Raw genomic sequence first — 14493 nt, 5'->3', positions numbered from 1 at the left:
ATCGTTGTCGTCGACGGGGCAGTCCTTCGTCGGCCACGCCGACGGCTCAGCGGACTTCGTCGGCGTGGCCGACGTGGAGGGCTTGCCCGACTCGGTCGCGCTGGCGCTCGCACTGCCGCTCGGCGCCGGAGCGGACTCGGTCGCCGACGCCGACGCCGACGCGCTCGGCGCGGGAGCGGACTCGGTCGCCGACGCCGACGCGGACGCCGATGCGCTCGGAGCCTCGGACACCGACGTGCTCGGCGAAGGGCTCCCGTCCGTCGCGAACGCGGCCGGCGCCGAAAGCAGCGCCAGTGGGGCTATTGCTGCCGTCGCGGCCGCAACGGCCATGGCACGGCGAAGCTTCATGAAGACCTCGGAAAGTCCGGTGTACCGCGTTGTCGCGGTACTCGTATGGGATGAGGCCTCCGCGTGTGGGGCGCGGGTGTGGCCGTTGGTTCAGCAGGTGTGACCCGCGAAACCTGTGAACGGTTGTGCCTCCATTCACAGAATTCTTATGTGTGCTGCGTCACGCGCATGGTCGGTCACCTCTCGCGCCGAGTTGTTTCGCGTTCAGGTCGCATTCGCTCTGTTGGTTACGGATTGTCGCGTGACTGTCACCACATGGTGATCGCGAAACCTTGTGGACACCTTGTGCATCTTCAGTGAAATGCTTTAAAAGTTGTCCCATCTTGATCACTCGGGTGGGGGGATCTGTGTGTTCAGCACGTCCATTTGCGGTTGTTGTCGCGTTTTCCATGGCAGTGCTGGCCGGAACCGAGCAGGCCGCGCTGGCGGTTGACCAGTGGACCGGCGGTAGCTCGGCTGCAGACGCCCCTGATCAGCCGTGGGGATCCGCGTCCGGCCGCAAGCACACCGCATCGGCGGACGCGACGGACGCCACTGCGAAGGGCGGTCACGACGGCCCCCTGACCGGTCGTGGTGAACTGCCGGCCGACGACGCGAGCGGTGTCACCCAGTTGAACGGCACGAAGAAACTGCCTGAACCGGGCCCCGTCCAAAAGACCGAGGCACCAGACGCGGCGATCGTGCAGGGCTTCGACTCCAAGCGCAGCAAGGAGATCAACGGCAAGCGCAAGGAGCAGCAGCGTACGTTTCAGAACCTTGACGGCAGCTACACCACCCGCTTCTACACTGAGCCGGTCAACTTCCGTGCCAAGGACGGCAGCTGGAAGGCCATCGACACCACGTTGGTACGCCAGGACACCTCCGGCGCGCGGACGATGGGCGTGGACGAACCGGGCTGGGAGACCCACTCGACCGAGTCGTCCGTCGAGTTCGCGGGCAGCGCAGACGCCGATCCGGTGGTCCGGATGCAGGTCGGCGAGGGGCTGTCCGTCGGCTACGCCGTGGAAGATGCGAGCGCGTCTCCCGGGCAGGCCGACGGCAGCGTCCTCACGTACTCCGGCTTGCGCACCAGTTCTGACCTGGAGTTCATAGTCGGCGGCGAGTCGGTGAAGGAGACCCTCGTCCTCAAGGACAGGGACGCGCCAACCGAATGGCGCTTCCCCCTGGATCTCCAGGGACTGACCGCCGCCATCGACGAGCACGGCAACGTCGTCTTCACCGACGCGGACGGCAAGGAGCGCGCTTGGACTCCGGCGGGCTGGATGGAGGACTCGCACCGCGCCCAGGACTCCAACGAGGGCGCGATCTCCTCGGGTGTCACCTACAGCCTGGCCGAAGACGAGGGCCGTCAGGTCTTGGTGGTCAAGCTGGACAAGGACTGGCTGACCGCGCCCGAGCGCGTCTTCCCGGTCCGCGTCGACCCCTCGGTTAAATCTTTCGACTCCACCTCCGGCACGTACGTCGAGTCCCCGTACCTCTGACACTGTGCTGAAGACCGGTACGTACGACGGCGGCGACCACAAGGCCGCGGCCTTTCTCCGATTCAGCGGCGTGGAGAGCACGCTGAAGAACGCCTGGGTGGTCAACCCCAGCCTTGCTCTCTACAACACATGGTCGCAGTCGTGCACCGCGCGCCCGGTGACCGTGCATCCGATCACCTCGAACTGGTCGGAATCCACGACCACCAAGTACCCGGGCCCGGCGACCGGCGCGTCACTCGCGTCGAAGAGCTTCGCCCACGGCTGGAGGCCCGAGGGCACGGAAACCTGGTCGTGCGGCGCTGCCTGGGAGAGCATCAAGCTCGGCTCGGCCGGTCGCAAGCTGGTGAACGACTGGACGCACGGCGACAAGAAGAACTACGGCCTCGCGGTGAAGGCGTCCACCAGTGACTCCAAGGGTTGGAAGCAGTTCGGTTCCGACGACTACCCGAACGGCAAGCCGAGCCTGGACGTGACCTGGACGAAGTACGGCGCCACCTACAAGCTCGGCGACTTCACCGCCCCGGTGACCGCCACGAGCCAGGGCGTCGAGAAGGTCACCGTCACCAACCAGGGCCAGGAGACCTGGCCCGCGGGCGGTAACTACAAGTTGCGCTACAACCTGTTCGACTCCGCCGGCAAGGAGATCACCGACAGCTCGAAGATCGCCTGGACGTCGATGCCACAGGACGTCTCGCCCGGCGAGAGCGTGACACTGGACGCGAAAATCGCTGCGCTCACGCCTGCCACGTACACCGTGCAGTGGACCATGGACGACGTCGGCGTCAGTCGCTTCACCACCGCGGGTGTTCCGGGACCGGCCGTGAAGATCGCCTCGGTGAACATCCCGCCGCAGCTGACCGCTGAGTCCCCGGGCAGCGGAGTCACCGTCGACTCGCTGACACCGACCCTGTGGGCCAAGGGAACGGACGCGGACAACTATCCGAAGTCGACGCTCCAGTACACCTTCGAGGTCTGCGAGATCGAGGGCAACAACCTGCGCAAGAACTGCAAGAAGAGCGCTCGTGGCGCCGACCAGCAGTGGGCGGTGCCCTCCGGCTGGCTCTCCTGGGGCAAGTCCTATGCCTGGTACGCGTACGTCTACGACGGTGGCGCGACTTCGGCCCAGCCCGGCCCCGCGCTGCTGACCACGCAGGTGCCGCAGCCGACTGTCACCAGCCACCTCGGCGGCGCCGACGACGGCAAGGAGATCGGCACCCGGGCGGGCAACTATGTCACCGCCGCCACGGACGCGGCGATCTCCACCGTGGGTCCGGAGCTTTCGGTCACCCGCACCTACAACTCTCTCGACCCGCGCCGCGACAACGCCTTCGGCTCCGGCTGGTCCACCCGATGGGACATGCGTCTGCGCGAGGAGACGGATACCTCGACGGTGGTCGTGACGCTGGCGGACGGCTCCCAGGTCCGGTTCGGCAAGAACGCCGACGGCTCGTACGCCGGGCCGTCCAGCGGTTCGCTCACCCTGACCCGCGCGACGGACGGCTGGGTACTGAGGGAACGTTCCGGCGCCACGTACCGTTTCCTGCCGAGCGGCGTGCTGACCCGGATCGCGGACGTGGCGGGCCGGGGGCAGACCATCACGCACGAGACCGCGACCGGCGGCCCGGTGAAGAAGGTGACCGACGACCTGTCAGGCCGCTCACTGTCCTTCGGCTGGACCGGCGGACACGTCACGACGGTGACCACCAGCGCCATCGACACGAGCACACCCGGCCTGAGTTGGTCGTACACCTACGATGGCGACAACCTCACCAAGGTCTGCCCGCCGTCGTCCACCACCAAGTGCACGGTGTACGAGTCCGGCACCGGCTCGGTCTACCGCAGCGGCGTCCTGGACGCGGCCCCCACATCGTACTGGCGGCTGGACGAGAGCGAGGGCTCCGCGGCGGCCAGTGAAGCCGTCTCGGGCACCGGTCTGAACGAGGCCGTCTACCGGGACGTCCAGCTGGGCACCGACTCCGCGATCGCCGGTACGGCGGACACCTCGGCCGGGTTCGACGGCACGGACTCGGTCGTCGAACTGCCCGCGGACACGCTGAAGGCCGCGGCCTTCCCGACCGTCGAGCTGTGGTTCAAGACGAGTACGCCGTCCGGTGTCCTCCTGGGCTTCCAGGACACCCAGCTGGGCGACAAGCCCACCTCGTGGCGGCCGGTTCTGAACATCGACGGATCGGGCAAGCTCCGCGGCGAGTTCTATCTGACCAGTTCCTCCGGAGCGACCCCCATCGTGTCGTCGCGGACAGTGACGGACGGCACGTGGCATCACGCCGTCCTGTCCGCCGGTGCCACCGCACAGACCCTCTACCTGGACGGCGTCAAGGTCGGTTCGCTGGATGGCGCCCTCACCGAGCAGTCCGGCGACTACGCCTACCTCGGCGCCGGTTACGGAAGTTCCGGCTGGATGGGCCTGGCGAGCGGCGAGTACCACTTCAAGGGTCAGATGGACGAGGCGGCCGTCTACAGCCACCCGATGGACGCCGCCACGGTCGCCGAGCACTACGCGGCCCGTACCGCGATCGGCCAGATCAAGAAGGTCGTGCTGCCTTCGGGCCGGGTGCACGCGACCGCCGCGTACGACCCGTCCAGCGGGCGGCTGACACAGTACACAGACGAGAACGGCGGCACCTGGAAGGTCTCGGCGCCTTCGTACTCGACCGCGTCGTCCTCATACGCCAACACGATCCAGCGCAGCGGCCCTACCGGCTACTGGCGCCTGGGCGAACGCAGCGGGGCGGAAGTGACGAGCCCGCTCGGCGACGAGCTCGGCGGCAGCTACCTGGACGGAGCTCGCCCCGGAGGTCTCGGTATCTTCCGCGACGGTGATGACACCGCCGCCACATTCCATGGCGACGGAGCGATCGAGGTGCCTGCGGACTCCTTGGGGCAGGCTGCCGCGATGACAATCGAGCTCTGGTTCAAGACCACGGACCCGGGCGTTCTGGCGACCATGCAGAACGCCGAGTTCGGCGACACCCCCACGGGCTGGCGTCCCATGCTGCTCATCGACGCCGACGGCAAGGTGCGAGGAAAGTTCCAGCCCGACGCCTCGTCGATCCTGTCCAAGCAGACGGTCATCGATGGTGCGTGGCACCACGTCATACTCACCGGAAACGCCGATGCCCAGGCCCTGTACCTGGACGGAGAACTGCAAAGCATCGGTCAGACGGGTGTGGCCACGGGCCGGCATCCCCATGTCTTTATCGGTGGCGGCTACGCATCCCCGGGCTGGGATGACCAGAACGCTGGCTACCGCAACTTCACGGGCCAGATTGACGAGGTCGCTTTCTACGACCGTTCCCTCGTCTCCTGGGCAAAGCCTGTGGAATGGGCTGGTTGGGTTCCGGTGACTTCGTCCACCTCAGCACCGAGGACTCACTTTCAGGCGCGCAAGACACTGGCCTCGATTCTTCCGAGGGCTGGCGGCGGCAGTGTGAGCGGCTGACTGCCTGATATGTCCCGTGCCGTGTCGGGACTGGCCGTCGCGTGACGCTGCGGGGCGTCGGGTTCCACGGGCCCGAGGGTGGTGCGGTCCTCTCGTTGTTGTCGGGTGGTGGCCGGCCGTCAGGTGAGGGCCGGAAGCTGGTGAGCGCGCTGCCAGGCGGTGGCGAACGCTGCCCCCCAGGGCCAGGTGCGGTCGAGGTGCAGGGTGCGCCGGCGGGCGTGGGAGGTGAGCCGGGCGGGCAGGTGGTACAGCTTCCTGCGGATCGTCTCCGGTTCGGCGGCGGCGAGTGCGGGCTCGTCGTGCAGGAGGAGGAGCCGGGTCCAGGCGTCGAGGTCGGCGGCGAGCGTGGCGGCCAGCACCCAGGCCATGTTGAGCTGCCAGGACTTCGAGGGCAGCAGCCCGAGGCCGACCCGCTTGATCGCTTTGACACGGTCCTCGACCTCGGCGTGATCACGGTAGAGGGCGTCGACGAACCACACCTGCCCGGAGCCCGGGGCCCCGGAGAGCCCTTGGCGGGCGGGGATGTTCGTGGCGACGATCTGGTAGCGCCAGCCGGTGCGCTTCTCGAACGCGGTCAGCTTCTTCGTATCCCGCCGCGAGGGCTTGACCCGGCGCACGATCAGCCGCATCCCGGCCGGCCAGCCGGTCAGGTCACGGACCCCGGTCAGCTCGGCGACCTGGTAGGACACCCATTCCCCATCGGGTCCCTTGATCTCGTGGAGTTGGCCGTCCTGCCGCAGTGCGGCCGTCCACACGTTCTCGGGCAGCAGCGCGATGGCCCGCTCGTCCGTGGCGTTGATGGCCCAGCCGGTCACCCAGCGCACCCGGCGCCGGCTGGTGGTCAGACTCTGGAGATGGTCCAGGACCTCGTGGCTGAAGGCCGCGCCGTCGATCCGCACCAGCAGCTTCGACCACAGCGGGAGCGGGAGCTGCCGAAACGCCGAGGCCAGGACGCTCTTGTGGTCGGCGACATCGTTCGGTGGCGCGTTGCCGGGCCGCAGCAGCATGGCGACGCACTCACGGGTGTTGGCCACCCACGCCCCCAGCGGCATGTGACCGAAGGTCCCCTTGAAGGTGCCCGCCGCGCCTTCCTTGCGGCTGGTGCAGGTCACGATGGTCGCATCCAGGTCCAGGACGTACCAGCCGGTCAGCTCCCGGCCGCACACCGAGATCCAGGGGAAACCGCCGGGCCGCAGGGCGAGCAGCGTCCACACCACGCGGCGTATCGCGGCACGGGCGCGTTCCACCCTGGCCGCGACCGGGGCGTCGATCGCGGCCAGGGCGCGGCGCAGGGTGCTGTCCGAAACCGGGCGCGGGAACACCGCACGCCAGTGGTACTGGAGTTGCTCGGCCTCCAGGACGTTCGTCGCGCCGAGCACGATCGCACAGGCCAGCTGGACCAGCGCCATGCCCCGGTCCCGCCAGCCCGGCCCGGTGCCCTTCGGCAACGCCGCACTCAGCGCGGCGGCCAGGCCGACGCGGTCGGCGACCTTCCGCAGCAGCACCACGCCCGCGTGGCCGATCAGGTTCTTGCCGTCGGCCCGCACGGCAAGCCGGTGATCCCATTCGGTAACCTGCACCTGTTGGGTGCCTCTTCTCCGCGACGTTCTTGATCTCAGCAGTCAGATCATCGCAGGTGGGAGGCACCCTTCTTCTGCCGGGACGTCAGATCACTTTCATAGCTGAATACATGAGGCTGGTGACTGGCAGCGGCAGCCAGTACCGCGGGGTCGCTGTCTCCGATGCTCCGTCGGCCTATTGGAGGCTCGACGAAGAGCAGGGATCGACATTCGCCAGCCAGGTCGGCGGCCCGGAGCAGGCGGCGACCTACCACGCCGGCGGATCCTCGACTCTTGGCACGTCAGGCGTCTTCGGACCGGCGGACAACGAAGCCCTGACCCTTGCGGGCACGGGAAATGCGGAGATGTCCGGCGACACTCTTGCCGGCGCCACTGACCTCTCGGTCGAGATGTGGTTCCGCACGTCCACCCCGTCCGCTGTCCTGATGGGCTTCCAGAACGCGCCCATCGGCCAGACGCCGACGTCCTGGCGGCCGGTCCTGAACATTGACGGCTCGGGCAAGCTGCGCGGCGAGTTCTACCTCTCCGGAGTCTCCGGCGCCACACCGATCGTGTCGGCTCAGACGGTGACGGACGACGAGTGGCACCACGTGGTCCTGTCCGGCGCCGCCACCACGCAGACCCTCTACCTGGACGGCGTCAAGGTCGGTTCGCTGGACGGCACCATCGTTGACCAGTCCCGCGACTACGCCTACATCGGCGGCGGCTACGGCAGCTCCGGCTGGATGGGTCTGGCCTCTGGCACCTACTACTTGAAGGGCGATGTCGACGAGGTCGCCCTCTACCGGAAGGCGCTCACTGCCGACCAGGTCTCCGCCCATTACCGCTCGCAGGCCGAGGCCGCAGACTCCGGCCTGACGACCACAGTGACGGTCACCGACCCGAAGCAGAAGACCAGCAGCACCAGTTACGACGCCCTGCACGGCCAGCGTGTGGTCTCGCGCACCGACACGACCGGTGCGGTCACGAGCTACGCCTACGACACGGCCGGCAACCTGCACACGGTCACCGACCCCAACGGCCACGCCACGGTCACCGGGCACGACGCGCGCGGCAACACCGTTTCCGCCACGACCTGCCGGGACGCGGACTCGTGCTGGACGAGCTTCAGTTCCTACTACCTCAACGCGAGCGACCCCCTCGACCCGCGCAACGACAAGCCGCTGACCTACCGCGATGAGCGCTCGACCGACTACAAGGACAACCGCTACCGCACCTCCCTCACCTACAACACCCTGGGGCTGCCCCTGACCACGGTCCGCCCGGACACCACCACCGCCTCCACCACGTACACCGCGGGCACCGAAGCCGCGGTCGGCGGCGGCACGGTCCCGGCCGGCCTGGTACTGACCCAGACCACACCGGGCGGTGCAAAGACGTCATACCGCTACTACGCGAACGGCGACCTGGCCGAGGTCACCTCCCCGTCCGGGCTGGTCACGACGTACACGTACGACGGTCTGGGCCGGAAGACCTCCGAGAAGCAGGTCTCCGACACTTTCCCGGCCGGTGTGAGCACCAGCTATGGCTATGACGCGGCCTCGCACGTGGTCACCGAGACCGGTGCCGGGGTGAAGAACGAGGTCAACGGGACCACGCACACGGCCCAGATCACACGCGGCTACGACGAGGACGGCAACCTGCTGTCGGAGTCGACGAAGGACACCACCGGCGCCGATACGGAGCGTGGCACCGCCTACCACTACGACGCGCACGGCCTGAACGACTCCGTCACCGACGCCGAACAGAACACCACCCTGCTCGAGCACGACGAGCTGGGCCGCGTGGACGGTATGACTGATGCCGCGGGCACGCACTTCACGTACACGTACACGGCGCGCGGCGAGCACGCGTCGACGGTCCTGCACGACTGGACGGGCGATCCGTCCGGCACGACCCGTGACCTGACGGTGGTCTCCAACGCCTACGACCCGGCCGGCCGCCTGGCGTCCACGACGGACGCGATGGGTGCGACGACCTCGTACACCTACTACGACGACGGCCTCGCGGCCACCACCACCGCCCAGCAGGTCACCCAGACCGACGGCAGTCGGCACGGCATCGTGCTGGAGGCCGACACCTATGACCCGGCAGGCAACCTGACCAAGCAGGTCACCGGCGGCGGCGCGACCACGCGGACGTTCGCCGTGGACGCCCTGGGCCGCACGCTCACCAGCGTTCTGGACCCGACCGGCCTGAACCGGGCCACCACCTACGCCTACGACGGCGACGACCGTGTCAAGGAGCAGACGCAGACCATCGCCGGGAGCAAGAAGCTCACCACGAGCTCCGAGTACGACGCGGCGGGCAATGTCATCAAGCAGACCGTCACCGACGGCACCAGCGCCCACATCTCCACCGGCACCTACGACGACCGCGGCCTGCCGCTGACCACCGTCACCCCGCGCGGCAATGTCTCCGGCGCCGACCCGGCCGCGTACACCACCACCTACCGCTACGACGCGCTGGGCCGCCTGGTCCAGCAGACCGCCCCGGCCGTCCAGACCGAGGAGAACGGCGCCACGGCCACCACCGTCAAGCCGACGACCCTGACCGGCTACAACACCTTCGGTGAGGCGACCGACGCGAAGGATGCCCGCGGCAAGGTGGCCCGCACTGAGGTCGACCGGCTCGGCCGAACCACCGCCGTGACCCAGCCCGATTACACCCCGCCGGGCTCCACCACCGCGCTGACGGCGACCACCCGGACCACCTACAACTCCCTCGGCCAGCCGCTGACGGTCACCGATCCGCTCGGACGCCTCACGCGCTACGGCTACGACCAGTTCGGCCAGGTGACCAGCGAAACGGACCCGGCAGCCGATGCCGCCTCGGCCGTGGCAGCGTTGCAGACCGACCCAGACCTGCTGACCTCCACGAGCGCGGACGGCGGTGGAGTCACCCGCTATACCTGGACCCCGACAGGTCTCCAGCTCTCCAGCACCGGCCCGACGGGCGCCCGCACCGAGGCCACGTACGACGAACTGGGCCGGCAGCTGACCGCGACCACCGTTGAACGCTTCCCGAGCGCGGCAAACCTGATCAGTCGCTACACCTGGGACGACGCGGGCAACCAGACCGCGTCGACGACCCCGGGCGGCATCACCACCACCGGCACCTACAACCCGGCGGGCGAGGCTAGGACGGTCACCGGCCCGGCTGGCACGACGAAGGCCGACTACGACGGCCTCGGCCGACAGACGGACACCACGGACGCCACCAACCGCCGCACGACCACCACATACGACGCCCTCGGTGACGTCACCGCGACCACCGACTACGGCACGGGCACGACCGCGCTGCGCACGGCGGCCGCCGAGTTCGACGTGGAAGGCAACCGCACGGCCGTGGTCTCCGCCGAGACCAAGGCCCGTACGACCTACGCGTACGACGCGCTGAGCCGGCAGACCACGCAGGTCGAGCCGGTCTCCGCGACGGCGTCGATCACGACGACGTTCGGCTACGACGCGGCGGGCAACCGCACCCGGGTAACCGACGGACGCGGCAACAAGACCGTCTACACCTTCAACAGCTGGAGCCTGCCCGAGTCCACGATCGAACCGTCCACGACCGCACACCCGAACGCGGCCGACCGCACCTGGACGACCGTTTACGACAAGGCCGGACAGGACGTCACGGAACTACTCCCGGGCGGAGTGAAGCGCGAGCGCGCCTACGACGGCCTCGGCCGCCTGGTCCACGAGACCGGAACGGGCGCGGAGAAGACCACCACCGACCGGACCCTGGCGTATGACCTGGCGGGCCGCCTCACCGCGGTCGGCACGGCCGACGGCCTGACCCGCAACACCTACACCTACACCTACAACGATCGCGGCCAGCTCCTGAGTGCCGACGGCCCGGGCGGCGCCGCCGCCTACGCCTACAACGCCGACGGCAGCATGACGCTGCGCACCACGACGGCCGGCACCACCAACTACGGCTACGACAGCGCGGGCCGTATCGACTGGGTCTGGGACTCCATCACCAACAACGACATCTGGTACGACTTCGACGCCGCGGGCCGACCGCGACTGGAGCAGTACGCCAGCAAGCCGGCCGGCTCCACGGCCTACACGGTCGCCGCGAAGCGCGCATACGGCTACGACGACCTGGGCCGCCTCAACACCGACACGGTCACGTCGGCGGACGGCACGACCACGACCGCCTCGACGACGTACGGCTACGACCTGGACGACAACCTGACGTCCAAGAAGACGACGGGCACGGCGGGCGCCGGCACCAACGCCTACGGCTACGACTACGCGAACCGCATGACGTCGTGGACGAAGGACGGCACGACGACCGGCTACGAGTGGGACGCCTCCGGCAACCGCACCAAGGCCGGCTCCACCACGGCGACCTTCGACGCCCGCAACCGTCAGCTGACCGACGGCACGACGGCGTACGCGTATACCGCCCGCGGCACCCTGGCGTCGACCACCACCGGTACCAGCACCCGTGCGCTGACATTCGACGCCTTCGAACGCAAGATCACCGACGGCGCCACGACCTACACCTACGACTCCCTCGACCGCGTCCAGACCCGCGGCTCGACGACCTTCACCTACGACGGAGGCTCCAACAACCTCGCCGGCGACGGCACCAGCACCTACAACCGCACCCCCGAGGGCTCCCTGCTCTCCCTGTCCACCGGCACCACCAAGCAGTGGGCCCTCACAGACCAGCACACTGACCTGGTAGCCGGCCTGACGGCCGACGGCACGTCGGTCAGCGGCTCGACGACGTACGACCCGTTCGGTAAGGAAACGGCAACGGGCGGCACTACGCCGGCGGTCGGATACCAGTCGGGCTGGACGGATCCGGCTTCCGGCGACGTCAACATGGCGGCCCGCTGGTACCAGCCGGGCACCGGCTCCTTCGCCTCGCGAGACACCTGGCAGCTCGACCCGGCGCCTTCGGCCCAGGTCAACCGATACACATACGCCAACGGCGGGCCGCTCAATGGCACCGACCCCTCGGGGCACTGCCTGGAGGACGCCTGCGTGATCGAGGGAACCCTGGTCGTCGCCGGTCTGTCGGTCCTGGCTGGATATGCCTCACAGCAGCTCAGCCACATGAGCTTCTCCTTCGGCGACTCGGGTCCGCTGACGACCGGCCACTACAGCCACCCAACCAGCCACGCTCTCTCACAGTCCTACACGGGCGGCCTGGCAGGCGCTCTCCAAGCCCAGGCCGACAACTTCGCCTACGGGGGCGGTAGCTCCGCACTCGTCTACACCGGCACTGGTACGTACTCCTACAGCGGTAGCACCACCACGGTCGTCCGGCATCGTGTCGTCGCTCCGCCCAAGCCGCCCATCGACCAGAACACCAACAACGGCAAACACCCCAGGCCCGCCCCCACCCGCCCGGCACCCGAGCCGGACTGGGGAGGCAAGGGCAGCGGCGGTCTGACGCCGGACGATGTGGTCAAGATGGTCGTCGGCGTGGCGAAGATGTTGGACCTGGCGGACAACAAGCAGTACACGCCGGATCCACTGGAGGCCTACGAGACGGCTCCAGGCGGCAGCAGTGGCTCGGACACCGGGACCCGCGACGACCAGGACTGCCGCCGCGGCGGTGAGGGCTGGAAGGAGTACGGCGATCTGGACAGCGCGAACGGCGACCGTGCCACTGGCGTGGAGGCCTGCCTGGACAGCACTTATCTCAAGGCCCACCCCGGATCGAAGACCGACCCGGACAAGGTGACTCCCGCCGGATACCAGTGGGCCCGGAAGTACGCGGGTTACCTCGGCAACCGGCCGCCTGGGCAGTGGGTCAACGCCTGCCACATCCTGGGCAAGGACCTGGGCGGTGACGGCCTGAAGCCGGAGAACCTCTCCACCTGCTCCTGGTCGGCGAACGCCAACCGCATCTCCCCGAACGACCCCGGCATCGCCGAGCATATGTTCTATTACGAGAAGCAGGTGAAGCAGGCGATCGGTCAGGGACAGGTCGTGCACTACCAGGTGACGCCGGTCTATATGGGGCCGAGGACCGTTCCGGTTGCCTACGAGATAGAGGCGAGCGGCACCCTCAACGGCAAGCCCGGGCTGTCGCTGGATGACGTTGTGCCGAACATGATGTACAGCAACAGGTTCAAGAACTGGTCGAATATCGGCACGGTCAGCCATCAGGGCAAGCCCGTGCCCACCGGGGCTACACCGTAGGAATGCGACGAACCGCCGCATGACAGACCGCCGCATTATGGACCGCAGGACAAGGAACGCACGGTGAACGACGCGCTGGGACAGCTGAGAGAGGTCGTCTCCCTCCTTCACGAGGGGGGCGTGGCCGGGGACGCGGTCGACTGGCAGGCCGCGGCCGCCGAATTGGGTGTGGAGTCGTTTCCGAGTGACTACCGGGAGTTCGTCGCGGCCTTCGGCGCGGGATCGTTCGAAGACACCATCTTCGTGTCGATTCCGCGACCGGGGAACTCCGCTGCACCGCTGACGGTGGGGCGGCTACCGGACGATGTCCTGGAAGCCGAGTCCATGAGCGACTGGCAGGACTCCGGCGCCCGTTCCCGGTACGCCTTGGCGGACATGCTCGTCTGGGGGCAGACGAACGGTGCTGACGCACTGTGCTGGGTCACCTCGGACCCGGACCCGGAGCGCTGGCCGGTGGCAGTGTGGGCACGTCAGGACGGGGGGTGGGCCGTTCACGAATGCGGGATGGCGGAGTTTGTCCTGCGCGTCCTGCGTTCCGACTTCGACGAGTGCCCCCTCAGCGTCACCACGCTGTGGGGCCGGGGCACCGCACGTTTCCTGAACTTCAGGGACGAGGAACGGATCCTCGACGAGGGCGTGGATCCCTGGACCGGCGAGTCCATGGACCCCTTCGCGGACTTGTGAGTCGGGCCCGGGGCTGAGGGGCGGAGCGGGTGACGCGTGGGGGAGCGGACGACGAGGAGCAGGGCATGGCGAGGCGCTGGCGGGGGTGGGGGCGGGATCGGCGGCACTGCTGTGGGCGGTCGTGGGGTGCGGTCACCCGGCCGGGCTCGCGACGACGCACGCGAACGCCGCACTGCGCGATACACCCCTGAATGAGGGCGGCACGGCTGCGTTGAGCATGTGCGGTAAGCAGAATCGGCACCACTTCTCCGGCCCCCGCCCGCCGAAGGACTCGGCAACACCCCAGATGGTCGTCAGGAACTACGGCTACGTCAGCTCGGGAGCGTCCGATCCGGGACAGCTCACAATCCACCTGTCCATTGCCGCCGGAGGCAAGCAGCCGCTTACCCTCGGCAGGCCTTTGGGGGCGGAGGGGCCGAGCGTGGAGATCCAGGGCCGCGACGGCGTGGAGGTCGCCGCCTACGGTCTTCCGGTGAAGATCACCTCCGGCTCCGCCGACGGGCGACCGACGGCCGGCCCCACGCCCTTGGACTTTGTCGTTGTCGTTCCACCTGCCGCGGCGTGTCCCGGCCACAGACTGAGCGAGACGAAGGCGAACAGCAATCGATCCGGTGAGGTCTTTTCGGCCCTCACGGTGGCAGTCAGTGACCCGTCCATCGCCCGCCACCGAGCCGCCCACGGCATCGACGCCTCCAGTGACCTTCTGATCGCCTCCTGGCCCCCGGACCTGAACGCGGCGGCCGACGGCGCGGGCTCCTTCGGGTGAGCCG

At 68.4% G+C, this 14493-nt stretch carries 7 protein-coding genes; 6 read left to right on the top strand and 1 reads right to left on the bottom strand.

From position 1 onward, the window contains the following. The first annotated feature begins 4 nt into the window (after positions 1–4). The 3 genes from OG819_RS08730 (at position 5) to OG819_RS08725 (ending at position 5289) form a co-directional block, all read left to right on the top strand. Positions 5–451 carry a hypothetical protein gene (locus OG819_RS08730; RefSeq protein ID WP_266648812.1) on the top strand — a complete coding sequence of 149 codons (447 nt, stop codon included), beginning with the start codon at positions 5–7 and terminating at the stop codon, positions 449–451. Between the two features lie 286 nt (positions 452–737). Continuing rightward, positions 738–1829, top strand: a complete 1092-nt coding sequence (locus OG819_RS58550; protein ID WP_323139335.1) for a hypothetical protein — start codon at positions 738–740, stop codon at positions 1827–1829. Positions 1830–1833: 4 nt separating this feature from the next. Then, on the top strand, positions 1834–5289 hold the full coding sequence (locus tag OG819_RS08725; RefSeq protein WP_323139334.1) for a LamG-like jellyroll fold domain-containing protein: 3456 nt from the start codon (positions 1834–1836) through the stop codon (positions 5287–5289). Positions 5290–5408: 119 nt separating this feature from the next. On the opposite strand, the gene OG819_RS08720 is transcribed toward OG819_RS08725, so the two are convergent. Next, positions 5409–6869 (bottom strand): IS1380 family transposase, encoded by a 1461-nt coding sequence (locus OG819_RS08720; RefSeq protein ID WP_266648810.1) that lies wholly within the window; start codon positions 6867–6869, stop codon positions 5409–5411. A gap of 110 nt (positions 6870–6979) precedes the next feature. On the opposite strand from OG819_RS08720, the gene OG819_RS08715 reads away from it, so the two are divergent. The 3 genes from OG819_RS08715 (at position 6980) to OG819_RS08705 (ending at position 14489) form a co-directional block, all read left to right on the top strand. After that, entirely contained in the window at positions 6980–13039 is a 6060-nt protein-coding gene (locus tag OG819_RS08715) for a LamG-like jellyroll fold domain-containing protein (protein ID WP_323139333.1), read from the top strand. A 63-nt stretch (positions 13040–13102) separates the two neighbouring features. Beyond that, positions 13103–13723 (top strand): SMI1/KNR4 family protein, encoded by a 621-nt coding sequence (locus OG819_RS08710; RefSeq protein WP_266648808.1) that lies wholly within the window; start codon positions 13103–13105, stop codon positions 13721–13723. Positions 13724–13808: 85 nt separating this feature from the next. Next, on the top strand, positions 13809–14489 hold the full coding sequence (locus tag OG819_RS08705; RefSeq protein ID WP_266648806.1) for a hypothetical protein: 681 nt from the start codon (positions 13809–13811) through the stop codon (positions 14487–14489). The last annotated feature ends 4 nt before the right edge of the window (positions 14490–14493 follow it).

Origin of the sequence: Streptomyces sp. NBC_01549 (assembly GCF_026339955.1) — a bacterium.
Lineage (GTDB): Bacteria > Actinomycetota > Actinomycetes > Streptomycetales > Streptomycetaceae > Streptomyces.
The sequence above is the reverse complement of the archived record's forward strand: the minus strand, read 5'-3'. Positions and strand labels throughout refer to the sequence as shown.

Bases quoted from the DNA above. Each gene is read 5' to 3' on its own strand.
- OG819_RS08715 (WP_323139333.1), top strand. From the start codon at position 6,980: ATGAGGCTGGTGACTGGCAGCGGCAGCCAGTACCGCGGGGTCGCTGTC.
- OG819_RS58550 (WP_323139335.1), top strand. From the start codon at position 738: ATGGCAGTGCTGGCCGGAACCGAGCAGGCCGCGCTGGCGGTTGACCAG.